Genomic DNA, 24,653 nt, shown 5'->3' on the forward strand with positions numbered 1-24,653 from the left:
CTCATAGCAGCGAGTCCGGGATGTCCACGACTCGGGAACGAAGCCATTCGCCAATCGCTTTGGCTTGCGCGTCGAAGCGTGCTTTCTGCGCGACGCCGAGGCCGAGGATGCCCTCGATGACGAAGTTGACGGCATTCAGGTTGGGTAGCGGCTGCCGGCGGATTGTCAGGTCGGCCGCTTCTGGAAGCAGTTCGCGAACTTTGTCGACGGTCAGGGTCTGCGCGAGCCAGGGCCAGGCTTCTTCGCGACGTACCCACACGCCCACGTTGGCTGAACCGCCCTTGTCACCGCTGCGGGCGCCGGCAATCGTCCCGAGTGCGGCGCGTGTCGTCGGCTGGTCGCTGAGCGGCGGCGCGCTGTAGTCGTCGGGTACGTCGACTAGTTCGAGAGTTGTGGTGGTTGGTTCGATGATCTTCGTTGTTCCGTCTGGCAGCAGGGCCTGGTGCTCGATCTCGGTCGCCGGGATTGTCGCTGGAACGAGCACGCCGTACGGCTGCGAACCTTGCGGCGGGGCCGTGGTGTGGAACCCGGGAATGCTCGCCAACGCGATCTCGACACCGGTGTTGGAGAATGACCGGCCGATGAGCTTGGGATCCGGATCGCGCGCATCGAGGTGCAGGAACGCGCTGGCTTCCTCCTCGCTTGCGCTGTCCGAGTGGTCGGTGCGTGCGAGGGTCCAGGACATCTCCGCGGGACGCTTTTGCAGGTGCGCCTCGAACTGGTTCTTGATCAACTCGGCCTTCGCGTCGATGTTGAGTCCGGTCAAGATGAAGCTCATCTCGTTGCGGTGGCCACCGATGATGTTGGCGCACACCTTGTACGTCGGCGGTGGCGCCTCACCTCGCACGCCGCTGACCTCCACCCGGTCTTTGCCGTCTTGGCGCAACTTAATGGAATCCAGTCGCAACGTTGCGTCGGGGTTCGCATAGCGGGCGTTGCCTACTTCGTAGAGCAGCTGGGCAGTCACCGTTTCGACGGTGACTGCCCCGCCGGTCCCGTCGTGCTTGGTGATGATGCATGAGCCGTCCGCGCGTACCTCCGCAATCGGGTAGCCCGGGCTAGTCATGTCCTCGATCTCGTCGAAGAAGGAGAAGTTGCCGCCGGTCGCCTGCGTACCGCACTCGATGATGTGTCCTGCCGCGATGGCACCAGCAAGCTTGTCGAAGTCATCACGCTGCCAGTCGAACCGCCAGGCCGCTGGTCCGACAACAAGCGACGCGTCGGTTACCCGGCCGGTAACCACGATGTCCGAGCCCGCTGCGAGGCACTCGGCGATGCCCCAGCCACCCAGGTAGGCATTCGCGGTCAAAGCATCGTGTACGCCGAGGTCCTCGGCGCGGTCCATCACGTCATCGCCGTATACGACGCCGATCTTCGGCGACAAACCGAGCTCGGCGGCGACCTTGTGCAACGCCTCGCCGAGGCCCTCGGGATTGACCCCGCCGGCGTTGACGACGATCTTGGTATTGCGATCCAGCGCCGTGCCCATCGAACTTTCCATCTGACGCAGGAAAGTCTTGGCGTAACCGGTGTCGGCGTCCTTGAGCTTGTCGCGCCCGAGGATCAGCATCGTCAGCTCGGCGAGGTAGTCGCCGGTCAATACGTCGAGGTCTCCACCGGTCAGCATCTCCTCGAACGCCGATAACCGATCGCCGTAGAACGCCGAGCAGTTGCCGATTCGAATCACGTCGGGTGTCGACGTACTCATGCGTGTGCCTCTTCTCGTTTTGCGCCGGGCGGACCGGCGAACGCTTGGATGATCTCGAGCCAGTGATCGGCCTCGGCGCCGTTGGCCGTGACGTCGCAGTCATTGCGGTGCCGACGTTGAACGGCAAGCAGACAGAAGTCGAGTGCGCTGCCCTTGACCGACTGGTCGTCGTGAGGGTCACCCCACGTCCACAGCTCGCCGGACGGACCGGCGAGCTCGAGGTACACAGTGCTGTCCGGCGGCGTCAGGTTGTTAGTCATATACGCGAAACCCCGTGCGCGGTATGCGATGTGGGCGACATTCTTGAGTCGATCGGTCGGCGTGCGCTCAAGGCCGAGCCCGTCGGCGACGTCTTGCCCGTGTGCCCAGGTTTCCATCAGTCGCGCTGTCGCCATGGATACCGCGTTCATCGGCGGGCCGAACCAGGGAAGCTTCTCGCCGGATTTCGTCGCCAGCAGCACATCGGCGATGTCTCGGCGAGTCTCACGCCACGTCGCCAGTAGCTCGGCAGGATCTTCTCTCGCGCCATTTGCAGCGTCGACATCGACGAGGTTGGGCTGCGATTGCGACTGGGTCAGGATCTCCTTGAACGCGTCGGGATCGGTCGCCGCCTTGACGCTGGCGCGATCGGTCCACCGAAGATGGGCGATCTGGTGCGCGACGGTCCACCCGGGCGCAGGAGTCGAGGTACGCCATTGGTCGGGTTGTAGTCCTGCCACGATGCTATCGAGATCGTCGCCTTCAGCGACGAGGTCATTAACAATGCTGGCGAGATCTGCCATCGAGCGTCCTCCCTGACGTCGGTACCACCGAATCGTCGCATCACCACACGACAAAAGCAAGCACGCCTGATTGTTTTATCCGCGCGCTTAGATATCTAATCGATGCGCGGAGGCCGACCTACGCGCGTCGCAGCGTGATCAGCGCGATCTCCGGTGGCGCGCCAATCCGAAACGGCGGTCCCCAAAAGCCCGTACCGCGACTGATGTACAGCTGGGTGCTCGGCCCAGGACGAGATAGTCCAGACAATGCGCCTTGCTCCGCGCGCACCAGATAATGGAACGGCCAGATCTGACCACCATGTGTGTGGCCCGACAATTGAAGGTCCAGCTCCTGGTGTACGGCGTCTCGTACTTGCTTCGGCTGATGCGCCAGCAAAACCGTTCGAGTGCCCGCCGGGATACCTTGTACGGCCTTGTCGATATCCGGACGGTCCGATGCGGCGTCGTTACCGGGAGCTGTCAGGTCGTTGATGCCGACCATCGCCAGATTCGCCTCACCGATGCGCACCATTGCGTGCGCATTCTGCAGGACCGTCCAGCCGAGCTTGCGCATGTGCGCGACCCAGTAGGCGGCGTCGGACAGGTATTCGTGGTTTCCGGTGATGTAGAACCGGCCTAGGGGAGCGCGGATCTCGCCGAGCGCGCTGACCGCGTCCGTACGTCGGGCAACATCGCCGTCCGCGAGATCGCCGGTGTGGCAGACGATGTCGGGGGAGAGTGAATTGACCTGCTGGACGATGCGCGTCATCCAGCGCTCACCGAGCGCTAGTGACAGATGCGTATCAGTAATGTGCGCGATCGTGCGGCCGTCGAATTCTTGGGGGAGCCGATCCAATCGTATCGTCACGTGACGAATGCCGACGCGTCCAAGGGCAGTAATTGCGCCGCCGGCCAGCAGTCCTGCGACGATTACCACGCACGCCAGGGCGACGTATCGTTCGCGGGCGCCATGATCCGCGCCGAACGCCCATGCGATGAATCCAACGAACTCACAGATGACGGACCACACGAAGAACTGCCAGACCGCACCGAGCCAGACATCACCGATCAGTGCCGGCAGATCGCGTTTCTGCCCGTGCCCGAAAATCATCAGTATCGGCATAGCCAATGCGCCGACACACAGAATGACGATGCCGGCGACTTTCACCGGAGTCGACCAAATCGGTGCAAGTACGACGATCCATAGAGGCATGACATGCAAGATGGCCGACACGATGAAGAGGACACCGATAAAGATCAGCAACCGGCCGCGTGTCATTAACACCTCTAACTAAGTACCTACAGGTCTCCACAAAGAGTACGGCGATTCGAGTGTGAGCCGCGTCGAGTTTCCACCAGGTCGCGCCGCAACGGGCCAGCGATTCACAACAGCCGGTCCGGTGGGCGTATGCGCACGCGTCAGACTTGGGTCATCGGGCCATCCAACCGGCCTGCCCGACAACTCGACCTTGACCCATGATTCTGTCGATCAAACCGGGTCACCTAGATACGTCACAGTGACGTATCTAGGTGACCCGGTTTGATCTAGGTCGGACACCCTCGGTGGCGAAGTTCTGCCGGCGGCGCGACATCCGCGTCGGAAGGCCTTGCGATGCAGCCATCGCATTCGGCCACGGCGCCGAATCGAGCTGAGGCGCCGAGCCGAGCGCCCGGTAGCAAGCCGAGGCGATCCGACAACTCGAAGGTCAACACGTCAGTCTGGTCATCGCCGCAAGAGGCTCGGCGTCATCGGCTAAGGACGGCACAAAGTGACGGAATGATGAATCGGACCGCTTTGCGCCTGCGTATGAAGTACGCCGATAATCGACATTATGACATTCAAACTGGATACTATTGCATCTGTTGCACGATTCAGCGCCACCACTGCCGGGGGCTTTCTTGCATCTGCCGTCAGCGTGGCAGCCATGGTCAGAATTTGTGCCAGACTATTGCCATGGTGGCACGAGGTTCACCGAGTTCCGAGGCTCGCCGGGCCGAGGTCCTGGCGGCTCTCTCGATCTCTATCGACCTGGGGCTCGGGTTGCCGATGGAACACGTTTTGCGATCGTCGTTGCTTGCCTCGATGCTCGCAGACGAGTTGAATCTCTCCGACGACGAACGCGCCACGGTCTACTACACGAATCTGGTGCTGTGGATCGGTTGCCATGCGGACTCGCACGAGTTCAGTCGATGGTTCGGTGACGACCTCGCCATGCGGCGGGATAGTTATCAGGTCGACTGGTCCGGCCTGCCCTACATGAGATATCTGCTGCAGCGCACCGGTTCTGCACAGCCCATCGGCACGCGCGCGCTACTGCTGTTCACCCTGCTGATGGCTCCCCGCGCCCAGATGGCCGCGCTGATCCACTCGCATTGCTTGTCCGCGGGCCTCATGGCGCAGCGGATCGGGCTTGATCGTACGGTCGCAGACGCCGTCGCGTGCGCCTTCGAACGATGGGATGGCAGCGGGCTTCCGAGTGGGCTGCGCGGCGACCAAATCCCCCTACCGACACGGATCGTCCAGTTGGCGGAGACCTGCGAGGTACATCTGCGGACACGCGGTACGTCCGGTGCACTCGCAATGGCCCGGGATCGCAGCGGTCGGCAATTCGACCCGCTGCTGGTGCATGCACTTGCAAAATGTCGGGACCGGATCAACGCGCTCCCCGACCAGGACGTGTGGGCGCGAGCTCTTGAGCTCGCGCCGGACGACGGTGTGGTGCTCCGTGGCGCGGACCTGGACTCGCTGCTCGGCGCCATCGGTGACTTCGCCGACCTGAAGTGCCCATTCACCGTTGGGCACTCGCGCGCAGTTGCCGAACTGGCCGCGGCCGCGGCGACACGCATGGGACTTGGCTCTGCCGATACGGACGTCGTACGTCGGGCCGGGCTCGTACACGACCTCGGGCGCATGGGTGTGCCGAACTCGCTATGGGAGAGGTCGGCGCCGCTGTCCGAGTCCGACTGGGAAAGGATCCGGCTGTATCCATATCTGACCGGGCGAGTCCTCAATCGAGTTCAAGGTCTAAAGAGCGTAACCGCCGTCGCCGAGGCACATCGCGAACGTCTCGATGGGTCAGGCTATCCCCGCGGCCTGCACGGATCCGCTCTGCCGATTACCCACCGCATTCTCGCTGCCGCGGACAGCTATCGCGGCTCGCTCGAGCACCGACCGCATCGGCCCGCGCGAGCGGCCGAAGCCGCCGCGACGCGGCTTCGTGGCGAGGCTGATGCCGGACGGCTCGACCCAACGGCTGTTGACGCCGTCCTCTCGGTCGCGGGCCACCGCACTGGCCGGCGTACGTCGGGCCCGGCCGGGCTGACCGCGCGCGAAGTCGAGGTCTTGGGTCTACTCGCGCAAGGCTTCACGAACTCCCAGATCGCCCAACGCTTATGCATCAGCGCCAAGACCGTGCGCAACCACCTCGAGCATGTCTACCTGAAGGCCGGGGTTACCAACCGCACCGGCGCCGTACTCTTCGCGCTCGAGCGAGGCATCGTTGGCACGATCGAAGATGGGGCAACTGCCCCATGACTGGATGCTCCCTCCCCTGCCACGATCGGTGGTGAGAAAAGGGAGTTGCACATGAAGACCAAGTCAGTGATCAGTCTTAGCACCGGGCTGGAGGACGCGGAGAAGGTTGCCGTTGCCTTCCTCGTCGCCGTCGGGTCGGCCGAAGGCGAGCGCCCTACGCTGATGTTCCTCACCAAGGAGGCCGTGCGTCTTGCGGTCAGCGATGTCGCCCGCGGCACGGCGTGCGAGGGATGTCCACCGCTGGAGGACCTGATGCGGAGGTACTCCGAAGCCAGGGGCGAGTTCCTTGTCTGCCCGATCTGTTTCGACGCCAAGCACCTTGACAAGGGAGATCTGGTAAGTAACGCAGAACTCGGTGGCAGTGTGCCGATGTGGGGGTGGATCGGCGATGAACCAGCCAACACATTCAGTTACTGACCGCGCTCTTGGAGCCGAAATCGCATACGCGATAGCCGCGCAGGACGCCGAAGCGCTTCGCCGCGTGCTGTCGACGCCCGTGACATTCCGAGCGGTCACACCACGCCGGTTCTGGGATGCCGAGACCGCGGTGGGAGCGGTCGACATCATTCTGGGCACCTGGTTCGGACCCGACAAACAGGTCACCGAGATGACCTCGCTGGCGACTGACAGCGTGGGTGATGTGAAGAAGGTCAGCTATCGGCTAAGCGTCGAGCTCGAATCGGGTCCGTCGGTGATTGAGCAGGTTATCTACTACGCCGAGACAGACGGCCAGATTACAGACCTGCGACTGGTGTGCAGCGGTTTCCGACCGAGCTGAGCAAGCCAAAATGCGATGCCAGGTCCCGGCCGCGAACGACGCGGACGATTCATAGTTCCTTTGCCCTAGCAAATTTACTTCGTGTGGTTAAGAATCAAACAGAATTGTCCGTCGGAAGGAGCTCAGCCAATGACCTGGTATTCGTACGCCGAGAGTGACCCGGATCGTCTCGCGATCGTCGGAGACGAGGTGCGCCTCACCTTCGGAGAATTGTCGAACCAGGTGAACCAAATTATTCACGCGCTCGACGAGCTGGGTGTGGGGCGCGGCGACGCCGTCGCGATAGTCCTACCCAACGAGTGGGAGTACCTTCCCCTTGAGCTCGCCTGTCTCAGCACCGAGCGCTACGTCGTACCGGTGAACCGACATCTCACCGCGCCCGAAATCGCCTACATCCTAGGAAACTCCGAACCGAAGCTCGTGCTGACGAACGCCGATCTGCTCCCGACGGTCCGGGAGGCCGCCGACGAAGCGGGGCTCCCCGGCTCTGATCGGATCTATACGACTGGGGATCCTCAGTCCGAATCCGCCTGGTCGAAGGTCTGGGCCGCTAAACCGACAGATCCGCCGCAGCGCCGCCTGAGCGGTTCGGTGATGTTCTACAGTTCCGGCACCACCGGCAAGCCAAAGGGGATCAAACGCGCACTCTCCGGTCTCACACCGCAGGCCGAATCCGAACTCGGCCGCGAGACCTGGGAGATGCTCAACCTCACCACCGAGCCGGGTGTACATGTCGTCGCCGCGCCGATGTATCACTCGGCGCCCAACGCGCTGACCCTCAGTGCTCTCGGGCGCGGTGTCACCATCGCGTTCCCGCCTGCGTCCCGGTTCGATGCCGAGACGTTCCTTGAGTTCGCACAGCGGATCGGTATGACCGAATCATTCATGGTGCCAACCATGTTCCAGCGGTTGCTGCGGCTCCCAGACGACACGCGGAAACGATTCGATTCCTCGACGATTCGTGCCGTGGTGCATGCGGGCGCCCCGTGTCCGGTCTCGGTCAAGCAAGCAATGATCGAATGGTGGGGCCCGGTGCTCGAGGAGTTTTACGGTTCGACCGAGAGTTCTGTGGTCACCACCGTCAATTCCAAGCAATGGCTTGACGCGCCAGGGACGGTTGGCGCGGCACGACCGGGCTGGCAGATCCAAATCAGGGGTGCGGACGGCGAGCCCGCCGAGCCCGGTGTCGAAGGGTTGATCTACAGCCTCGGCAGCACACCGTTCGATTACGTCAAGGACCCGGACAAGACCGCGGCGACCTGGGACGGCAATGCCCTCCTCATCGGTGACATCGGCAAACTCGACGAGCAAGGGCGGCTGTTCGTCCTGGATCGGCGTACCGACCTGATCCTGTCCGGCGGCGTGAACATATATCCTGCCGAGATCGAATTCGTCCTCGTGGAGCATCCGTCGGTCGTCGACGTCGTCGTCATCGGGGTACCTGATGAGGAGTGGGGCCAGCGGGTTGTCGCCATCGTGCAACCGACGGACGAGGCTGAGTGGGGCGAGCTTTCTGAGGAACTGATGCGGTTTTGTCAGGGCAGGTTGGCGAAGTACAAGCAACCGAGCCGGATCGAGATCACTGAGGAACTGCCGCGCATGGCCACGGGAAAGATCAGCCGGTCAAGGGTCAGAGAGGCGTACGTCGGCACCTGAGTTCCGCGAACAACGTAGATTCCGCGCGACCACGACGGGAGCAGCTGGTACGCCGGCGGCCGGGCAAGAAGCGACCGTTTGATAACCGCGCCGCGGGTGTACACGAACGTTGATTCTGTTGAAACCGGTTAGTGCTTGTCGCGGACGCGTTGCATGTACTTCTGCCGGGACGCCTCGCATTCGTCGTCGCTCAATCCAGACAAAAGACCGTCGCCGTCTGCCCAGCTGCGTGCCGTGCCGACCATCGACTCGGTGACGGCATTGGTGTGGACCTTGGTGGCGAGTAGCGCGAGCTTAGGCATGCGGAGCAGGTTATGTACCAACTTCTCGACCTCGTCGTCCAGCTGGTCCGGCTCGACGACGCGGTTGAGGAATCCGGCCGCCTTTGCCTCGTCCGGCCCGAACTCGCGACACGTCATGACCAACTCTTTGGTCAGTGCCGGACCGATCTCACGCACTAACCGTGGGATACCGCCCCATGCCAATGGGATGCCTAACTCCACTTCGGGAATCGAGAATCGAGTGTCACTCGCGGCAACGCGCAGGTCGCACACACCGGCGAGGACAAGGCCGCCACCGACGCACCATCCACGGATCTTGGCGACCGCAACGGCCCGCATCTCGTCCATCGCGCGCGCCATCCGCCAACCGTTGTCGGCGTCGTCGCGCGGCGTTCGTCCGGTATTCTTCGCGAGCCCGAATGCGGCGACATCCGCACCGGCCGAAAACGCGCGCCCTCGACCGGACACGACGACGACTTTCAGGTCGTCATGCTCATCGAACCAACGGGCTGCCCGCTCGATCTCACGAAGCGTCAACGGCGAGAGCGGGTTGAGTTTGTCCGGGCGGTTCAGGGTTAATGCACCCCGTGGGCCGTCAATTGATACGTCGATTGTTTCGAATTCCATTAACGGACCCTACGACCTCGGGCAGTTCTGACCAAGTCGGCATCCGCCCGAGCATCGGTGCTGGGGCCGCGGGATGAGCCAAGGCGCCGTTACCCGATATCCATGTCTCCGCTGTCCCCCAGCCGCACGCGACACGTGAGCCGCCGCGGTACGGTCGCTAGGTGAGATGCAATCCGGGAAACCCTCATGAAAGGTTCCACGTTGCACACAGCTAATGTTGGCGCTGCCGACGTCACGGCCCTGCTCGATGCACCGTTCCTGCAGGATCTTGCGTTCCTGTCCCCCGACCACGCCGCCGAGCTGAAGGCGGAGTACCGCGACACTCTCAACGAACGCGGTCTGTGCACCGGTGCTGTCACCTGCTACCTCGTGAAGACCCCTAAAGGTCTCGCCCTGATTGATTCCGGAATCGGCCCGAGAAAGCGCAAGGGCTTCCCCACTGGGCGACTGGATGCAGCCCTCGAAGAGGCAGGCGTTCGGCCGGGTGACATCGACCTCGTCATCCACACCCACCTACACGTCGATCACGTCGGCTGGAATACCTACCCGAACGCGAACGGCCATGCGGAGATCTTCTTTCCGAACGCGCGATTCGCCGTCCAGCGCGACGAATGGGACTACTGGATGGCGCCCGAAAGGCTCGACGATCCGGGAAATGTCGTATTGCGCGAATGCATGTTACCGGTTCGCGAGGCGGGACGACTACTGCTGATCGGCCCGGAAACTCGGTTCTTCGACACGATCGGGTTCATCGCCACACCTGGCCACACTCCTGGTCACGTCGCAGTCGTCATTGGCGACGGTCCGGAACGCGCCCTGATCATCGGCGACTTATGTCACCACCCGTTTCAAGTGACGCACTCCGACTGGGCATCACCGATGGACGTTGACACGGAACTGGCTAGCCGCACTCGGGACAAGCTTTATGACCTCGCGGCTGACGATCAACTGCTCGTGATGGGCGGCCATTGGCAGCACCCAGGGTGGGGTGAGGTCGTTCGGGTGGGCGAACGGCGGGAGTACCGGCCCGGACTGCGCCACTGATAGGTAGCTAATTAGGGGCTTTCTGGCGCCTTCGGACCGGTGAGCCCGGTGGATCCGAACGCGATGACAACACCCCGAATGGCTCCCATGCGTTGAGCCTATCGATCTCCTAAGTCAGACCTTCGCGCCAACTGGCCTTCGCTCTAACTGGCCTTGCACCGGCGGTATTCAGTGTTACTATCTAGTGGTAGTCAGTAACACTGAGTAGTGGAGGTGGGTCGATGAGCAAGCAGATGACCGAGATGCTCAAGGGCACGCTCGAAGGCGTCGTCCTCGCGATCCTGACTGTGCAGCCGGCGTACGGCTACGAGATCACGGCGCGGCTGCGCGAGCAGGGCTTCTCCGACATCGTCGAGGGCACCATTTATGCGCTGCTGGTCAGGATCGAGCAGCGCGGCCTCGTGGATGTGGCGAAGGTGCCGTCCGAGAAGGGACCGCCGCGCAAGGTTTACTCGCTGAACGTCTCAGGCGGCCAATATCTCGAGGAGTTCTGGAAGAGCTGGAGTTTCCTGGCCGAACGTATCGAGCTGCTCCGCCACCACATCGACCACCCGAACGGAAAAGGACAGAAACCATGACCGCCAAATGGATAGAGCAGATTACGGGCTCGTTCGAGGACAAGAAGCGTTGGCGCCAATATAAGGCGCGCAAGGAACAGCTCCCCGCTAGCTACCGAACTGCGATCGACGGACTCGAGCGCTACTTCATGTATGCAGGAGCAATCGTCAAGGGCGACGTACTCATGCAAATGCTCGACGATCTCGCGGACCTCATCGAGCAGTCCGCCGCCGATGGCACCCCGATCCGCGCCATCGTCGGGGACGACCCGGTGGAGTTCGCGGAGACATTCATCGCGAACTATTCGGACGGCCAGTGGGTCAACAAGGAACGTAAGCGCTTGACCGACGCGATAGATCAGGCCGCCGGCGATGCCTAAGCAGAGGGAGTATCAGGAGTATCGGAAATGACCACCGACTTGGCCCTCGAGCCCGCGATCCGGGTGCAGGGCATCGCGAAGTCGTTCAAAGACCTGCGCGTGCTGCAGGGCGTCGACTTCGATGTGAAGGCGGGGAGCATCTTCGCGCTGCTCGGCTCGAACGGCGCGGGTAAGACCACGCTGGTCCGGATCCTCTCCACCCTACTGAAGTCCGACGCGGGCACTGCCACGGTGCACGGCTTCGACATCGCCGCTAAGCCCGGCAGCGTGCGCGAGTCGATCAGCCTGACCGGCCAGTTCGCGGCGGTCGATGAAATGCTCACCGGTCGAGAGAACCTCGTGCTGGTCGCCCGCTTGCGTCATTTGAAGAACCCGGGGGTGATTGCCGACGACCTGCTAGCCCGCTTCTCACTCACGGATGCTGGAAAGCGCAAGGCATCGGCGTACTCGGGCGGCATGAGACGTCGACTCGATATCGCGATGAGCCTGATCGGGAATCCGCCGATCATCTTCCTTGACGAGCCTACGACGGGGCTCGACCCCCAGGGCCGCATCGACGTCTGGGAGACCATCAAGCAACTCGCCGGCAAGGGTACGACAGTGTTACTGACGACGCAGTACTTGGACGAGGCCGAACAGTTAGCCGACCGGATCGCGATCCTGCACAAGGGCACGATCATCCAAAATGGAACCCTCACCGAACTCAAGGCGCTCCTGCCCCCTGCCAAGGTCGAGTATGTCCAGAAACAGCCCTCGCTCGAAGATGTGTTCCTCGCCCTCGTCGGCGACACGGACGTCGTCGACCACGAGTCTGCCCACGACCAGGACCCAACGCGAACGGAACTACGATGACCACCCATGTCCTCGGCGATACCCGCGTCCTGACCGGCCGCTCGCTACGCCACATTCTGCGCAGTCCCGACACCATCATCACCACCGCGATCACTCCGATCGCCATGATGTTGTTGTTTGTGTACGTGTTGGGCGGCGCGATCCGCACCGGGTCTGACGAGTCCTACATCAACTACATGCTCCCCGGCATCCTGCTGATCACGATCGCGTCCGGTATCGCTTACACGGCGTACCGACTATTCCTCGATATGAAGGGCGGCATCTTCGAGCGCTTCCAGTCCATGCCGATCGCGCGGTCGAGTGTGCTCTGGGCGCACGTGCTCACCTCGCTGGTCGCGAATGTCGTCGCGGTCGCGATCGTCACCGGCGTCGCTCTGATCATGGGGTTCCGCACTGGAGCATCAGTGCTCGCGTGGCTTGGCGTCGCCGGCATTCTGATCCTGGTCACCGTCGCGTTGACCTGGATTGCAGTCCTCGCAGGACTCTTGGCAAAGTCCATCGAGGGCGCTAGCGCGTTCAGCTACCCACTGATTTTTTTGCCGTTCATCAGCTCGGCGTTCGTCTCCACTGACTCAATGCCGGGCCCGGTCGCCTGGTTCGCCCAAAATCAGCCCGTGACCTCAATCGTGAACACCATCCGAGCGCTGTTCGCCCAGCAGGCGGTCGGTAGTGACATCTGGATCGCTCTGGCCTGGCTCCTCGGCATTCTCGTCATTGCCTACGCTTCCGCGATCGCCGTTTACCGTCGCAAAATCAGCTGAGGCTGAGTTGCGGAAATAGTGGCTCAGTGTGGCAGCCTAACGCCAGCCCAGCCCAGGAGCGACGTCCTTGATGATTGTCTCTAGGAGGTGAACGTTGTAGTCGACGCCCAGCTGGTTGGGGACCGTCAATAGCAACGTGTCTGCCGCGGCGATCGCCTCGTCTCCGGCAAGTTGCTCGATGAGCGCATCCGGCTCGGCGGCGTAGGTACGGCCGAAGACAGCACGCAGGTTCGCCTCGATCTGGCCGACTTGGTCCGTGCTCTCCCCCTCGCGGCCGAAGTAAGCGCGGTCTAGATCAGTGGTGATCGGCATGATCGAACGGCTGACCGAGACGCGTGGCTCGTGGGCGTGGCCGGCTTCCGACCAGGCCTTGCGGAAGACGTCGATCTGCTTACGTTGCTGGACGTGGAACGGCTCACCGCTCTCGTCGGCCTTCAGGGTCGAGCTCATCAGGTGCATGCCCTGCTTGGCTGCCCATCGGGCGGTCGCGTCGGACGCCGCACCCCACCAGATCCGCTCGCGCAGTCCCTCGGAGTGGGGTTCGATGCGCAGCAGTCCGGGCGGGTTGGGGAACATCGGCCGGGGGTTTGGCTGCGCGAATCCCTTGCCCTGAAGTACCTGCAGTAGCACGTCGGTGTGTTGGCGCGCCATGTCAGCGTGCTCCTCACCATCGGCCGGCTCGTAGCCGAAGTAGCGCCACCCATCAATGACTTGCTCGGGTGATCCCCGGCTAATGCCGAGCTGCAGTCTGCCCCCGGCTATCAGATCGGCGGACCCTGCGTCCTCGGCCATATAGAGCGGATTCTCGTAACGCATGTCGATCACGCCGGTGCCGATCTCGATCCGTGAGGTCTTGGCACCGACCGCGGCCAGCAAGGGAAATGGCGATGAGAGCTGGTTCGCGAAGTGGTGGACGCGGAAGTAGGCGCCGTCGGCGCCGAGTTCCTCGGTCGCGACGGCAAGGTCGATCGATTGGAGTAACGAGTCGGAAGCCGTCCGCACCTGCGAGTGGGGCGACGGCGTCCAATGGCCAAAGTTCAGGAACCCTATCTTTTTCATGTATTATTCAACTATTCGGTCCTAGGTTTTGTTCCATCCTTGAGCCCCGGTGCATCCTGGTCAGTAACGCCGCCATTGCACTCCGGCGCCCGCGACCATGCGATCACTCAGTGTGTGCCCATGGGAGTTGCGTCAGCGACTCTTTTGGAGACTAGCGGTGGCAAGGCAGATGTGAGCGAGATCCTCAAGGGGCACTGTGAGGGCGCGCGCTAGTGCGGCGATAGTTGCAAACGCCGGAGTCGGCATTCGCCCGGTCTCGATTTTGCGCAAGGTCTCCGGTGAGATCCCTGCCGCTTGCGCCACTTCGACGATGGCGCGGTCGCCTCGAGTCTGGCGTAGATATGCGCCAAGACGCTGACCGGCCGCGTGTTGGGCGGGAGTGAGCGGAAGTCGCACCATGCCAGTAGTCTACTCGAAGTCGGTATAAAAATACCGTCCAGCCAATTTTCCTGGTATTTTAATACCAGGAAATCGCATTGTCGGAGAGGAAACCCTTGTGCTGGAACTGAAGACACCCCAGGAGATCGAGGCGATGGGGGTCACCGGCGCATTCATCGCCGAGCTGCTTGACGATCTCGCCGGCCGAGCCAAGCCAGGGGTCAACCTGCTCGACCTCGAAGAGCGCGCCCGCGACTTGGTTGCCGAACGCGGCGCCGAGTCCTGCTACTGGGATTACGCCCCGTCATTCGGCCGGGGTCCGTTCCGTAACGTCATCTGCCTTTCGGTCAACGATGCGGTGCTGCACGGACTACCGCACGATTACGCACTGCGTGACGCGGACCTGCTGACCATGGATATCGCGGTATCGATCGATGGATGGGTCGCCGACTCAGCTCGCAGTGTCGTCGTTGGCGTTCCGCGGCCAGAGGACGAGCGACTCATCGAATGCACCGAACGCGCCTTGGAAGCAGGGATTGCCGCTGCGCTGTCCGGCAATCGTTTGGGCGACATCTCCGCTGCGATTGGCGCCGTGGCGACCGACTACGGGTACGGCATCAATACCGAGTTTGGTGGGCACGGACTCGGGCGCACCATGCACGAGGATCCACACGTACCCAACACGGGACGTGCCGGACGCGGTCTGAGGCTGCAACCCGGATTGACTCTTGCGCTGGAACCCTGGTTCGCCTGCGGTACCGACAAGATCATCTATGACGATGATGGGTGGACGATCCGTTCTGCCGACGGATCGCGGACCGCTCATAGCGAGCACACCATCGCGATCACCGATAGCGCACCACTTGTCCTGACTCGTCGAGATCACAACGCCGTGCCCGCACTGTAGTTCGACCCGTCCACTTATCAATGCCGCCGACCCACGATCGCCTCGACGTACCCGTCTAGGATCCGCCTCGGCTTGCCACGATCGCGCCATGGGGTCGCACACCAGCATCGGAGCGGGTCTCGATACGGACAATCTTGAACCCGGCCCGCTCCAGCAGACTAATTAGACGGGGTACGGGCCAGAAGTACGCCGTCGTCACAGCATGCTCAAATGACGCGAGTTCGGGTCCTTCACAGAACCCGAGACACAATCCCCCGTTGGGCTGGATCGCGCGGGCGAACTCGGCTAAGACCGCGCCGATTCGCGCGGGCTCGATATGGATCAACGAATACCAGGCAAGGATCCCGCCAAGGCTTGCATCGCGAACTTCCAACCGTTCGGCTCGCCCGACAGAAAATCGGACCTGCGGATGCCGGTCCTTGGAGATCGCTACAAATTCCGGCGCAGGGTCCACACCTTCGATATCAATTCCGCGACCGTGAAGCCATCCGGTCCACTGCCCCGGACCGCAGCCGACGTCTAACAGGCGTCCGCTCAGCCCCGCGGCCCAATTCCCGATCAGCTCCCGATCGGGATCTGCGGTCGCACTAATTGCCCCAAATAAGTCGGCATATTCCTGCGCACGCCGACTGTAGGCGCGGGCCGCGGCCGGACTCTCCATGCTCACCAGACTCGCATATGTCGAGGAAGGCCCGCCGCACCCATTCGGACGGTCGGTAAATGCTAGCTCGCTAGAGCGTCGCGAATCGCGGTGGCCTCAGCGCGAAGCCGATCCGCTTGGTCCTGGCTTCCACGCGAGGCATAGCCTTCGGCTGCCTGCTCGCGCTCGGCAACCTCGGTCTCGAGGATCGCGTGAACGTCCGCGTGAGTGAGCATCCGTCGCGCGACCTCGGTCGACCCCACTCCCACAGGACTGGTCTCGATGGCTCCGGCTGGCGGAGCACCGGTGATGTTGACTGCCTCAGCGTTTGCGATCGCGGCCATGGCCGATCGCAAACCGGAAACCGCTGCTCTATCGCGATGTCTCATCGCCGCCCGCAAAGCGGTGCGTAGGCGGGTAAGAGTCTTGTCGCTGTGGGATTCATCGGTCGCGTCCATGCCGCGATGCTATCGACACGGAGAGTGATGACGCACGGGATTTAACCGGCCAGCGACGCCTAGGTTGAAGGGGTCCTCACCTAGCCAACCGGGCAGCGTGCCCGCGGGTGTACGCGACGGGGGCCTTCGCAAAATTCATTTCGTTCATAATCACCCCGTCACACGTCGAACGTGAAAAGGTGAAGCCACTAGACCGTCGCAATCGGACTCGGCGGCCTGTCTGTTCAGGAAAGTGGTCAACGAATGGTCGCAAGCGGAGAGGAAGACGGCCCCGAGCTGCCTGCTCATCTCGATCCGCGCACGACGGATCAACGGACCACACGGGCCGGTCGTCGTCACCACCAGAGCAGAGCGAAACGCCTCGCGATCAACGCACTGCGCGCATTCGCTGGTGTGCTGGCGGTGGCCATTCTGGTGGCGTCCGGGGCGGCCCATTCCCTGTATACAACGGTGAGTGCTAAATCTGGCAACCTTCCTGCGGTCGACGCTGGCACGCACAACGCTGATGCGAGTGGAGTCAATGGCGAGGACCTGAACATTATGGTGGTGGGCGACGATTCCAGAGACGGTTACACCCCTGAACAGCTCGCCGAACTCAGCACCCAGGACGACGGCGGAGGGCAAAACACCGACACGATCATGCTCATTCACGTGCCTGCGAACGGTAAGTCCGCAACGGTTGTGTCATTTCCCCGTGATAGTTACGTCTCGATACCCGGTCAGGGAATGGGAAGGATCAATTCGGCGTACGCCGACGGCTACGCGAGTGTCGACGGAACAGATGCCGACAAAAGCGCGGCAGGACAGAAGCTCCTGATCGAAACCGTCAGCCAGCTCGCCGGCGTACAGATCGATGGGTACGTCGAGGTCAGGCTGTTGGGGGTCGTTGAACTGACCGACGAACTTGGCGGGATTGAGGTTAACCTCTGCCAGGCAGCGAAAGATCCGTACTCCGGAACCGATTTGCCCGCCGGCAAGTCCGTCCTCGACGGAAAGCAAGCCCTGAGCTTCGTCCGCCAGCGGCACGGACTCGACGATTTCGGCGGAGACCTGGCGCGGGTCCAACGACAGCAATACTTTTTCGGGTCCGTCATTCGCAAGATCCTCAGCGCGAACCTGCTGGACTTCGGGAAAGTGACCGGGCTAGTCAGCGCCTTGTCGGGAACCATTCATTACAGCAGCGGTCTTGACCCAATCACTCTTGCAAAGCAAATGCAGGACATTGCCGCGGGCGCGGTGAAGTTTGCGACTATTCCCCTCGCGCCTGAGAAGTTCGGCAAGGTCGACGGCCAGGACATCGTGGTGACGCAGACCCCAGACCAGATAAGACAGTTCATGATTGACCTAAACAAGGACCCGGCGACGCCTCCGTCCTCGGAATCCAGTGCACCCTCACCCGCGCCGTCGAACCCGAGTACTGGCGGCGACGCAAGCGCTCCCGCCGGCAGCGAACCCGCGACACCCACCACGACGGCCGCCGACACCGGCTGCATCAACTAGGTTGGACTTATGAAACTTAGCCTGTGGCTTCCAGCGGACCGCTCATGGAATGACTTGCGCAACTTGGCGACTCACGCCGAACAGTCAGGATGGAGCGGCCTGTGGCTGGCCGACCACTTCATGACCAACACGCCCGAGCCCAACGACGATCCGATGGGTGAATGCCTCGCTCAACTGGCCGCCCTCGCCGCCGTCGTGCCCCGCGTCCGCATCGGTTCGCTCGTCCTCGGTAATACCTACCGTCACCCGGCCGTCGTCGCGAAGGCCGCAGCAGCGATCGATGAGATCAGCCAAGGGCGATTCGTCCTCGGCGTCGGGGCAGGCTGGCAGATTAACGAACACGAGGCCTTCGGCATCGAGCTCGGCTCCGTTAAGGATCGTCTCGCCAAGTTCCGCGAGGCGTGCGACATCTGGACTTCCTTGCGGGACAACGACAGTACGACGTACGCCGGCTCCCACTACCAGCTGACGAATGCTGCCCTCAGTCCTAAACCCGTCGGGCCCCTGCCGATCCTGATCGGTGCTAGCGGCGAGAAGGTCATGCCAGGGATAGTCGCGCAGTACGCCGACGAGTGGAACACCTGGGCAACGCCGCAGATATTCGCACACAAGACCGCAGTCATGACGCGTGCATGTGAGAGCAGTGACCGCGACCCGGCGACTCTGCACCGGTCGACCCAGGCTCTGGTGTTCGTCGGTCCCGATGCGGCCGCTAAGGCTGAGCACGTGAGCAAGACTCGCCCGGCCATCGGTGGTACGCCCGAGCAGATGACCGATATCCTCGGCGAGTATCGCGACGCGGGGGTTGACGAATTCATCGTGCCGACGTCCGGCATGGGAAGTGTCTCGGAGATCAACGATTTCGCTGACCAGTTCGTGCATCAGATCGCCGCACCAATCGCATAGCCCGGCGTCACCGCACGAAATCGCAACAGCGTTCCACGTTCGGAACCGGCACGACTACGCTGACTTCTGCAACTGCTGATCTTGGAATGGACTAAAACTGTGGCCTCAACAGTACGCCGTGGACTGCGCAAGCTCCTTGGAATCTGGGTCGATGACGTCGTAGCCGGAGAGGCGGTCTCGCACCTGAAAGTCACGGAGGATCATCTCAACGGCGGCGGAATCCTGCACGGCGGTGCCATCGCGATGGTGTGCGACAGCGCCATGGGACATGCGGTCGGTTCGCTGATTCAGCCCGAACAGGGCGCATCCACCGCGACGTTGAACATCACGTTCCTCAACCGAGCTGAGCTCGGTGACGAGCTTGTCACTACGGCAAAGGTCCGTAAGCGCGGCAAGCGGATTGTCGTCGTCGATGCGTCTGTTGTGCGGACCTCAGACGATAAGCCGATCGCCGACGCGGTCGCCACCTTCGGCACCCGCGAGCGCCGTACCTAGCCTTCGGTCATCAAGCGCGACTTGCGGGTCGGCCTGGGTCGTACGCCGGCGCGATCGTTGTGGACGGGAGTGACATCGGGATGCGCGCCAAGGACGGCAGACGCGCTGCCGAGGTGGGCTAGCTCTCGCAGAATGACCCGTGTCGGCGTCATCAGTTGCAGATCTCCTCCATTACCGCGATCCAGTACCTCGCTCACTGGCAGCCATTCAGACTCAAACGCCTCTGTAGTTGTGTTGCGTGGCGAGCGGGGATCGCTTGTCGGCAGGTGCACGACCATGAAATGAACCTGGAATCGTTTCGGAAATGCCGGTGGTGTTGTCCAGTCGTCCCACGGCAGCACTTCGGGCGGGCTCAGTTGGATCCCGGTCTCCTCAGCCATCTCCCGTATCCCGGTCGCCAATAGCACTCGAACTGCGAGACGCGGATCGTCGGAGTTGGATACGTAGCTTGAATCTCGCCAGATCTCAGCGAGCTCGTCGAGGTCTTCGTGAGCTACCTCAGGTGCGTTCGCGGTGTCGATCGGGTCGATCCGCCCGCCGGGGAATACCACCACGCCGGGAGCGAAGTCCATGGTGTGCACCCGGTGTTGCACGTATACCTCCAGCCCGCGTTCGCCGTCGCGGATCGGAATGACACTCACCGCGGGCCGGGCCTCGACATGTGGCGAGATCGCACGTGCCATCGCTACGCGCGGGCCTCCCCGCTTGAGACCGATCCGCGTTTCCTCGGCGATCGCCGACGACAGATGGTCCGGCGCAGGGTCAACGACTTCGAAGCCAAGCTTCCGATAAAACGGCGCGTTCCACGGTACGTCGGCGAACGTCAGGAGGGTCATCGAATCTCCGCCGCGATCGGCGATTGCCTCTGCGGCGGCGTACACGAGCTCTGTTCCCAGGCCGCGGCGTCCGTGGTCGGGATGCACGGCGAGCTGCTCCAGGTGGAAGTGGCCATCAATCTCAGTGACGTGAGCGAATCCGACCGCGGGATCGCCGATCACGAAGAGCCGGCCGCCTGATTCGGCGCGCTTACGCCCAGTGGGCGGGGTGCCCCAGTGAGCGATCTCTATCAGTGGCGCGAACATCTGGTCGGCAGCCGCCTCGATATCTCCCAATAGAGCGAGATCACGCTCTTCGGCAACACGCGCACGCATAGGCCCCACGCTCATTCAATCCCGCTTCCACTAGACGTCTCAAAGCCTCCGTCGGCCGGGGTGGTCGACCGCGAATAGCGTTACTGCACCCGATCGGCGGCCACCGCAGCAGTGTCCGGGAAGCCGACAAAACGCACGAAACTACCGATATCTTCGCGATCGGACCGCACGCTGTTCGCCGCGAAAGTCTCGTCCGGATATCCCATCGCGATACACGTCATAATCACCTGATCGTCCGGGATGTCGGCCACCTCGCGTACTACATCCGAACGCTGAATTCCCTGGCCGTTAATCACCGCTCCGAGCCCGCGGGTCCACGCGGCCAGCACGAGGCCATAACTCAGCGCACCGAGATCAAATCGACATTCCGCGCCAATATCGAGCACCCGGTCGTAGGTCAATACCAACGACACCGGAGCGTCGAACTGACGAAAGCCGCGTAGCACCCAGTCCTGTCGCATCGGGATGTCTTCCCGCGCGATACCCATCGCCGCAAAGAGCTTTTTCGCGATGCCGACCTGCCGGTCGCGATGCACGCCTTCGTACTTGCCATGCGACGGAATGTCGCGGCTCGGTTGGGCGCCGTCCATCATCGCCGTCATGTTGCGGCTGCGGATCTCCTCCAGAGGCTCGCCAGTGACGACATGAATGTGCCAAGGCTGGGTGTTCATAGAGGAGGGCGCCCGTTTGGCCAGGTCGATAATCTCCTCGATGACCGATTGCGGCACTGGTTGATCCTTAAATCCGCGCACACTCCGGCGCGCGTGTACCAACGTCTCGAAATCCATACTCAGCGTCCTCGCTCGGTTTGGTGACTCAGTCTCATTCGACATCCCTAGCGAACCTTAGCGCGAGCGCATATCAGCGCTCGCCGTACCGCGTCTGCAAGCCGGTGATGCGGGACGTGCATTGACGAACAAACGCCTGTGGGGCGGACTCATCGCCGACTACGGCAACAAGATCCGCCCCACAGGACCAACTAGTTTCTTCGCTTAACCCTCGGCCTCGAGGTCTGCGGTGATACGACGATGCGCTTCCCAGATCGACTCCGGGAGGCCATCGAACTGTTTGAGATGCTTCTCGCGGTGGCCCATCTCTTGACGCCAACGGTCGTTATCGATCGTGAGAATCGTGTCGAGGTCTTCGGGCTTGATCTCAAGCCCGTCGAGGTTGAGCTCATCCTTGGTAGGAATGATCCCGACCGGAGTCTGCCGGCCCTTGACCTCTCCATTCTTGAGTTCCATGAGCCACAGGAGCGGCCGAAGGTTTTCGCGGTATCCGGGCCACAGGAAGTGACCGTCCTCCGGGTCACGCTGGAACCAGTTGACATGCGCGAAGATCGGCTGGTCTTTCGCTTGGCCAATGACCTTGAGCCAGTGCGCGGCATACGCGCCTTCGGGATAAGCCATGAACGGGCGCATCGACATTGGGTCGTAACGCAGCTGCCCGTCTACGCCCTCGGCCGCGAACGTCGCCTCCGCGCCAAGGGTAAGTCCGTCGTACACGCCCTCGGCAAGGTCGGTGATGGCGCGGATCAGCGGCTCGCGGTCGCGGGTGCGACCGCCGAAGATGACCGCATCGATCGGCACGCCCTTCGGGTTTTCGAAGTCTGCGGCGATATTGGGCACGTTGGCGAGCGTCGTCGTGAAGCGGCTGTTGGGGTGCGCCCACGGCGAGTCGTCCCCTTCTGCGCGCTCCGAGATCAGGTTGCCCTTCCAGTCGGCCCAGCCGGTGACATCGGCCGGCGGCTCCGGGGTCTTGCCCTCCCACCAGACTTCATTCGTGTCGGCGTTGTAGGCGATGTTGGTGAACAGCGACTGGGTGCCCGGAGCAACGGAGTCCAGGGCGCCGGGGTTGGTGGCCGCGTTGGTGTCTTTGGCTACGCCGAAAACGCCGAACTCGGGGTTGATCGCGTAGATCTTGCCGTCCTCGGGATCGACCCGCAGCCAGGCGATGTCGTCGCCGTAGAACTCCACGTAGTATCGGTCGCCCAACGCGTCGGGGGCGAGCGTCATTGCCAGGTTGGTCTTACCGGAAGCGCTGGGGAAGCCGCCACAGATGTGGTACTTCTTGCCGGTCTTCTTGTCCGTGATGCCGACCAGCATGAACTGCTCGGCTAGGAATTCTCCCGAGGCCCAACCGTCGTACGCGGCCTGACGCAACCCGTGTGCGATCTTGCCGAGGAGTGCGTTGCCGCCGTACGACGACCCGAAGTGCAAGATCGTGCGCTCGTCGCCGATCGTGACGAAGTAGCGCTGGTCCTCCGGCGTACCTTGTCCTAGGTTTTCCAGGTCGCCGGTGACGTGTACGGCGCGGACGAACGAGTTGGGATCGGCGAGGTTGTTGACGAAGTCGACTCCGACTCGGGACATCCGGATCATGTGCAGCGCGACGGTGCGGTGGTCGGTGAGCTCGACGCCGGCGGCGTACGCCTCCAGCGGTGAGCCGGGGGGCGCCATGAGATAAGGGATGACGTACATCGTCTTACCGGCCGACGCGCCGCGCATCTTGCCTTCAAGCAGCGGCCGCATCTCCTCGGCAGAACGCCAGTTGTTGTAAACGCCAGCGTCTGATGGATTGTTCGACGCGACGATCGTGCGCTCTTCCGAGCGAGCGGTGTCTTTGAAGTAGCTGCGCGAGTAGTACAGTCCGTCGCCGGCGGGCAGAATCTCGCCGGCTGCCAGCGACTCCTTAATGAGTCGGCTGTCGTCAGATGCGCTGACTACCTCGACACGTTCGGCGCCGGTGAGCTCCGCCCAATAATTCACATACTCCCGAACGTGCGGGTTCGTCAAACCTGCCGCGTCCATCGCCTGGTCGACCGCTGCCACCATCTGCCTGTCCTCTCGTTGGTAATCGTTCCGAACATAGCAGTTCATTAACTTGTAAAGTCGGTCCGCTCGGAGTATGGCGATGCAACGCACATGTCGGGTCCTAGCCGAACTGGTGACGAGTGTGAGTGAATGCGCCGAGACCGAAGGACAACACCTTGGTCGGCGCGACGCCGTACACGACCGCCTCGCCGCCAGCGTGGCGAAATACTCCGCCGACGACGTCGTAGCGCCAACTGCCATCCCACTTCGCTTCCCAGGCCTTAGCGAGTCGGCGCAGCCTGTCAGGCTCGGTCACCCGATGGGCATCACCTTCCACGACGATGTTCATTCCACCGTTCCAGTCTCCCCGTCCGGTCGCAAGGATGACGTGCGGGTTGTCTCGCAGGTTGACCGACTTCTGCTCGTCCCTGCCGGTGCAGAAGTAGACGGCTTCGTCGAGCCAGACCGCTACGAGTGGCGTCATGTGCGGCCGCCCGTCGGATCGCACCGTGGTGAGCCAGAACATCTCTGCGCGTTGTAAGTCGCGCCGGGTCTCCGCCCACGGCGTGGCGGAACTGCCCGGGTCGCTGTATCGGTCGTCGATGGTCGTTGTTGGTCCCGGCATCGGAAACTCCTTGACTGCGGATCGGTTATAGCGCGCAGCCTCAGCGTCGCGAGAAGAACATATGGGTGGCGCCGCTGCTCGTGGTCACCGACTCAATGTCGAAGCGCGTCTCGATGCCTTCGAGCCCGTCCCACAGGCGTACCCCCCGACCGAGAATGATCGGGACGACGACAAGATGCATGCGGTCGACCAGGTCCGCGGCGAGGAAGTCGCGCACCGTGCTCGGACCGCCGCCGATGCGTACGTCGAGCCCGCCGGCGGCGTCGGTTGCCTGTTGAAGCGCCTCTTCTGGAGTGGCGTCGATGAAATGGAATGTCGTGCCGCCGTCCATCTCGAGTGTTGGCCGTGGGTGATGCGTCAGCACGAACACCGGCGTATGAAACACCGGATCGTCGCCCCACCAGCCTTTCCATTCCTCGTCCGTCCATGGTCCCCGCTGGGGCCCAAATTTATTGCGTCCCATGATCTCGGCGCCGATGCCAATTGGGAACGTCGCGAGGAATGTGTCGTCAGCTCCGCTGGTGCCGCCGACCTCTCCGTGTATTCGCTTCCCGAAAGTCGTCTCCGACAGCCAATCCATGAGTCGGCCGTCGGCATGCCCGAACGGCCGGTCGAGACTTTGCCCCTCCCCTGTCCCGAATCCGTCCAAGGACACCGTGAAGTGCTGCACGCGAGTCTGGCTCATCAGATTTTTCAACTCCTAGGTGATTGCAGTGTGCAACTGCAGCGAGTGTTCAAACCGTATAGGCTGCGATTGCAGATTGCAATCACTAAGGAGAAC

General features: G+C 62.4%; 26 protein-coding genes. 13 read left to right on the top strand and 13 right to left on the bottom strand.

Annotation, left to right across the window (positions count from 1 at the left end; all coding sequences use genetic code 11):
- Nucleotide 1: 1 nt before the first annotated feature.
- From CLV47_RS15115 to CLV47_RS15125, 3 genes are all read right to left on the bottom strand, one after another.
- Nucleotides 2-1,708, bottom strand: coding sequence for an acyclic terpene utilization AtuA family protein (locus CLV47_RS15115; protein WP_106349901.1), 1,707 nt, complete (start codon nt 1,706-1,708; stop codon nt 2-4).
- A complete protein-coding gene (locus CLV47_RS15120; RefSeq protein WP_106349902.1) occupies nt 1,705-2,490 on the bottom strand; it encodes a TIGR03084 family metal-binding protein in 786 nt (261 codons plus the stop codon). Before CLV47_RS15120 ends, CLV47_RS15115 begins: the two co-directional genes overlap by 4 nt.
- 118 nt (nt 2,491-2,608) lie before the next feature.
- Complete coding sequence (locus CLV47_RS15125; RefSeq protein ID WP_106349903.1) at nt 2,609-3,748, bottom strand: metallophosphoesterase; 1,140 nt, start codon at nt 3,746-3,748, stop codon at nt 2,609-2,611.
- Nucleotides 3,749-4,423: 675 nt separating this feature from the next.
- On the opposite strand from CLV47_RS15125, the gene CLV47_RS15130 reads away from it, so the two are divergent.
- The 4 genes from CLV47_RS15130 to CLV47_RS15145 all read left to right on the top strand — a co-directional run bounded on the left by CLV47_RS15130 (nt 4,424) and on the right by CLV47_RS15145 (nt 8,438).
- Complete coding sequence (locus CLV47_RS15130; RefSeq protein ID WP_106349904.1) at nt 4,424-6,004, top strand: HD domain-containing phosphohydrolase; 1,581 nt, start codon at nt 4,424-4,426, stop codon at nt 6,002-6,004.
- Nucleotides 6,005-6,055: 51 nt separating this feature from the next.
- Nucleotides 6,056-6,421: a DsrE family protein gene (locus CLV47_RS15135; protein WP_106349905.1), complete on the top strand. Its 366-nt coding sequence runs from the start codon at nt 6,056-6,058 to the stop codon at nt 6,419-6,421.
- Nucleotides 6,393-6,782, top strand: coding sequence for a hypothetical protein (locus tag CLV47_RS15140; protein WP_146135397.1), 390 nt, complete (start codon nt 6,393-6,395; stop codon nt 6,780-6,782). The genes CLV47_RS15135 and CLV47_RS15140 overlap by 29 nt, the downstream gene beginning before the upstream one ends.
- Before the next feature lie 129 nt (nt 6,783-6,911).
- Nucleotides 6,912-8,438: an AMP-binding protein gene (locus CLV47_RS15145; protein WP_106349907.1), complete on the top strand. Its 1,527-nt coding sequence runs from the start codon at nt 6,912-6,914 to the stop codon at nt 8,436-8,438.
- Nucleotides 8,439-8,566: 128 nt separating this feature from the next.
- Here CLV47_RS15145 and CLV47_RS15150 read toward each other — a convergent pair whose 3' ends face one another.
- Entirely contained in the window at nt 8,567-9,346 is a 780-nt protein-coding gene (locus CLV47_RS15150) for an enoyl-CoA hydratase/isomerase family protein (protein ID WP_106349908.1), read from the bottom strand.
- A gap of 186 nt (nt 9,347-9,532) precedes the next feature.
- Between CLV47_RS15150 and CLV47_RS15155 the strand changes: the two genes are divergently transcribed.
- The 5 genes from CLV47_RS15155 to CLV47_RS15175 all read left to right on the top strand — a co-directional run bounded on the left by CLV47_RS15155 (nt 9,533) and on the right by CLV47_RS15175 (nt 12,940).
- Nucleotides 9,533-10,390, top strand: coding sequence for an MBL fold metallo-hydrolase (locus tag CLV47_RS15155; RefSeq protein ID WP_106349909.1), 858 nt, complete (start codon nt 9,533-9,535; stop codon nt 10,388-10,390).
- A gap of 221 nt (nt 10,391-10,611) precedes the next feature.
- Entirely contained in the window at nt 10,612-10,968 is a 357-nt protein-coding gene (locus CLV47_RS15160) for a PadR family transcriptional regulator (protein WP_106349910.1), read from the top strand.
- On the top strand, nt 10,965-11,327 hold the full coding sequence (locus CLV47_RS15165) for a DUF1048 domain-containing protein (RefSeq protein WP_106349911.1): 363 nt from the start codon (nt 10,965-10,967) through the stop codon (nt 11,325-11,327). Before CLV47_RS15160 ends, CLV47_RS15165 begins: the two co-directional genes overlap by 4 nt.
- A 27-nt stretch (nt 11,328-11,354) precedes the next feature.
- Nucleotides 11,355-12,179, top strand: a complete 825-nt coding sequence (locus tag CLV47_RS15170; RefSeq protein ID WP_106349912.1) for an ABC transporter ATP-binding protein — start codon at nt 11,355-11,357, stop codon at nt 12,177-12,179.
- Nucleotides 12,176-12,940, top strand: coding sequence for an ABC transporter permease (locus CLV47_RS15175; RefSeq protein WP_106349913.1), 765 nt, complete (start codon nt 12,176-12,178; stop codon nt 12,938-12,940). The genes CLV47_RS15170 and CLV47_RS15175 overlap by 4 nt, the downstream gene beginning before the upstream one ends.
- A 36-nt stretch (nt 12,941-12,976) precedes the next feature.
- Here the strand turns inward: CLV47_RS15175 and CLV47_RS15180 are convergent, their stop codons facing one another.
- Nucleotides 12,977-13,999: an LLM class flavin-dependent oxidoreductase gene (locus CLV47_RS15180; protein ID WP_106349914.1), complete on the bottom strand. Its 1,023-nt coding sequence runs from the start codon at nt 13,997-13,999 to the stop codon at nt 12,977-12,979.
- Nucleotides 14,000-14,131: 132 nt separating this feature from the next.
- Nucleotides 14,132-14,398 (bottom strand): helix-turn-helix domain-containing protein, encoded by a 267-nt coding sequence (locus tag CLV47_RS15185; protein WP_106349915.1) that lies wholly within the window; start codon nt 14,396-14,398, stop codon nt 14,132-14,134.
- A gap of 97 nt (nt 14,399-14,495) precedes the next feature.
- On the opposite strand from CLV47_RS15185, the gene map reads away from it, so the two are divergent.
- Nucleotides 14,496-15,284 (top strand): type I methionyl aminopeptidase, encoded by a 789-nt coding sequence (map, locus tag CLV47_RS15190; RefSeq protein ID WP_106349916.1) that lies wholly within the window; start codon nt 14,496-14,498, stop codon nt 15,282-15,284.
- Between the two features lie 55 nt (nt 15,285-15,339).
- Here the strand turns inward: map and CLV47_RS15195 are convergent, their stop codons facing one another.
- Together CLV47_RS15195 and CLV47_RS15200 are read right to left on the bottom strand one after the other, a co-directional pair.
- Nucleotides 15,340-15,945 (bottom strand): class I SAM-dependent methyltransferase, encoded by a 606-nt coding sequence (locus tag CLV47_RS15195; RefSeq protein ID WP_106349917.1) that lies wholly within the window; start codon nt 15,943-15,945, stop codon nt 15,340-15,342.
- 62 nt (nt 15,946-16,007) lie between these two features.
- On the bottom strand, nt 16,008-16,382 hold the full coding sequence (locus tag CLV47_RS15200) for a GatB/YqeY domain-containing protein (protein ID WP_106349918.1): 375 nt from the start codon (nt 16,380-16,382) through the stop codon (nt 16,008-16,010).
- 243 nt (nt 16,383-16,625) lie between these two features.
- On the opposite strand from CLV47_RS15200, the gene CLV47_RS15205 reads away from it, so the two are divergent.
- From CLV47_RS15205 to CLV47_RS15215, 3 genes are all read left to right on the top strand, one after another.
- Entirely contained in the window at nt 16,626-17,882 is a 1,257-nt protein-coding gene (locus tag CLV47_RS15205; protein WP_106349919.1) for an LCP family protein, read from the top strand.
- A 9-nt stretch (nt 17,883-17,891) separates the two neighbouring features.
- Nucleotides 17,892-18,788, top strand: a complete 897-nt coding sequence (locus tag CLV47_RS15210) for an LLM class flavin-dependent oxidoreductase (RefSeq protein WP_106349920.1) — start codon at nt 17,892-17,894, stop codon at nt 18,786-18,788.
- A 99-nt stretch (nt 18,789-18,887) separates the two neighbouring features.
- Nucleotides 18,888-19,283: a PaaI family thioesterase gene (locus CLV47_RS15215; RefSeq protein WP_170111102.1), complete on the top strand. Its 396-nt coding sequence runs from the start codon at nt 18,888-18,890 to the stop codon at nt 19,281-19,283.
- On the opposite strand, the gene CLV47_RS15220 is transcribed toward CLV47_RS15215, so the two are convergent.
- From CLV47_RS15220 to CLV47_RS15240, 5 genes are all read right to left on the bottom strand, one after another.
- Complete coding sequence (locus CLV47_RS15220; protein ID WP_170111103.1) at nt 19,280-20,434, bottom strand: GNAT family N-acetyltransferase; 1,155 nt, start codon at nt 20,432-20,434, stop codon at nt 19,280-19,282. The genes CLV47_RS15215 and CLV47_RS15220 overlap by 4 nt on opposite strands.
- 80 nt (nt 20,435-20,514) lie before the next feature.
- Nucleotides 20,515-21,267 (bottom strand): nitroreductase, encoded by a 753-nt coding sequence (locus CLV47_RS15225; RefSeq protein WP_337589582.1) that lies wholly within the window; start codon nt 21,265-21,267, stop codon nt 20,515-20,517.
- A 159-nt stretch (nt 21,268-21,426) separates the two neighbouring features.
- Entirely contained in the window at nt 21,427-23,268 is a 1,842-nt protein-coding gene (locus tag CLV47_RS15230; protein ID WP_238145457.1) for a phosphoenolpyruvate carboxykinase (GTP), read from the bottom strand.
- A gap of 100 nt (nt 23,269-23,368) precedes the next feature.
- A complete protein-coding gene (locus CLV47_RS15235; protein ID WP_106349924.1) occupies nt 23,369-23,872 on the bottom strand; it encodes a pyridoxamine 5'-phosphate oxidase family protein in 504 nt (167 codons plus the stop codon).
- 40 nt (nt 23,873-23,912) lie between these two features.
- Nucleotides 23,913-24,557 (bottom strand): dihydrofolate reductase family protein, encoded by a 645-nt coding sequence (locus CLV47_RS15240; RefSeq protein ID WP_106349925.1) that lies wholly within the window; start codon nt 24,555-24,557, stop codon nt 23,913-23,915.
- Nucleotides 24,558-24,653: the final 96 nt, after the last annotated feature.

The sequence above is a fragment of the Antricoccus suffuscus genome (assembly GCF_003003235.1).
Classification (GTDB): domain Bacteria; phylum Actinomycetota; class Actinomycetes; order Mycobacteriales; family Antricoccaceae; genus Antricoccus; species Antricoccus suffuscus.

Excerpts from the sequence above, each read along its gene's own strand:
- CLV47_RS15210 (WP_106349920.1), top strand. The coding sequence starts at position 17,892 with ATGAAACTTAGCCTGTGGCTTCCAGCGGACCGCTCATGGAATGACTTG.
- CLV47_RS15150 (WP_106349908.1), bottom strand. The coding sequence starts at position 9,346 with ATGGAATTCGAAACAATCGACGTATCAATTGACGGCCCACGGGGTGCA.
- CLV47_RS15170 (WP_106349912.1), top strand. The coding sequence starts at position 11,355 with ATGACCACCGACTTGGCCCTCGAGCCCGCGATCCGGGTGCAGGGCATC.
- CLV47_RS15205 (WP_106349919.1), top strand. The coding sequence starts at position 16,626 with ATGGTCGCAAGCGGAGAGGAAGACGGCCCCGAGCTGCCTGCTCATCTC.
- CLV47_RS15165 (WP_106349911.1), top strand. The coding sequence starts at position 10,965 with ATGACCGCCAAATGGATAGAGCAGATTACGGGCTCGTTCGAGGACAAG.
- CLV47_RS15200 (WP_106349918.1), bottom strand. The coding sequence starts at position 16,382 with ATGGACGCGACCGATGAATCCCACAGCGACAAGACTCTTACCCGCCTA.
- CLV47_RS15160 (WP_106349910.1), top strand. The coding sequence starts at position 10,612 with ATGAGCAAGCAGATGACCGAGATGCTCAAGGGCACGCTCGAAGGCGTC.
- CLV47_RS15195 (WP_106349917.1), bottom strand. The coding sequence starts at position 15,945 with ATGGAGAGTCCGGCCGCGGCCCGCGCCTACAGTCGGCGTGCGCAGGAA.
- CLV47_RS15175 (WP_106349913.1), top strand. The coding sequence starts at position 12,176 with ATGACCACCCATGTCCTCGGCGATACCCGCGTCCTGACCGGCCGCTCG.
- CLV47_RS15225 (WP_337589582.1), bottom strand. The coding sequence starts at position 21,267 with ATGTCGAATGAGACTGAGTCACCAAACCGAGCGAGGACGCTGAGTATG.
- CLV47_RS15155 (WP_106349909.1), top strand. The coding sequence starts at position 9,533 with ATGAAAGGTTCCACGTTGCACACAGCTAATGTTGGCGCTGCCGACGTC.
- CLV47_RS15180 (WP_106349914.1), bottom strand. The coding sequence starts at position 13,999 with ATGAAAAAGATAGGGTTCCTGAACTTTGGCCATTGGACGCCGTCGCCC.
- CLV47_RS15125 (WP_106349903.1), bottom strand. The coding sequence starts at position 3,748 with ATGACACGCGGCCGGTTGCTGATCTTTATCGGTGTCCTCTTCATCGTG.
- CLV47_RS15230 (WP_238145457.1), bottom strand. The coding sequence starts at position 23,268 with ATGGTGGCAGCGGTCGACCAGGCGATGGACGCGGCAGGTTTGACGAAC.
- CLV47_RS15235 (WP_106349924.1), bottom strand. The coding sequence starts at position 23,872 with ATGCCGGGACCAACAACGACCATCGACGACCGATACAGCGACCCGGGC.
- CLV47_RS15220 (WP_170111103.1), bottom strand. The coding sequence starts at position 20,434 with ATGCGTGCGCGTGTTGCCGAAGAGCGTGATCTCGCTCTATTGGGAGAT.
- CLV47_RS15120 (WP_106349902.1), bottom strand. The coding sequence starts at position 2,490 with ATGGCAGATCTCGCCAGCATTGTTAATGACCTCGTCGCTGAAGGCGAC.
- CLV47_RS15135 (WP_106349905.1), top strand. The coding sequence starts at position 6,056 with ATGAAGACCAAGTCAGTGATCAGTCTTAGCACCGGGCTGGAGGACGCG.
- CLV47_RS15145 (WP_106349907.1), top strand. The coding sequence starts at position 6,912 with ATGACCTGGTATTCGTACGCCGAGAGTGACCCGGATCGTCTCGCGATC.
- CLV47_RS15140 (WP_146135397.1), top strand. The coding sequence starts at position 6,393 with ATGAACCAGCCAACACATTCAGTTACTGACCGCGCTCTTGGAGCCGAA.
- CLV47_RS15130 (WP_106349904.1), top strand. The coding sequence starts at position 4,424 with ATGGTGGCACGAGGTTCACCGAGTTCCGAGGCTCGCCGGGCCGAGGTC.
- CLV47_RS15240 (WP_106349925.1), bottom strand. The coding sequence starts at position 24,557 with ATGAGCCAGACTCGCGTGCAGCACTTCACGGTGTCCTTGGACGGATTC.
- CLV47_RS15115 (WP_106349901.1), bottom strand. The coding sequence starts at position 1,708 with ATGAGTACGTCGACACCCGACGTGATTCGAATCGGCAACTGCTCGGCG.
- CLV47_RS15185 (WP_106349915.1), bottom strand. The coding sequence starts at position 14,398 with ATGGTGCGACTTCCGCTCACTCCCGCCCAACACGCGGCCGGTCAGCGT.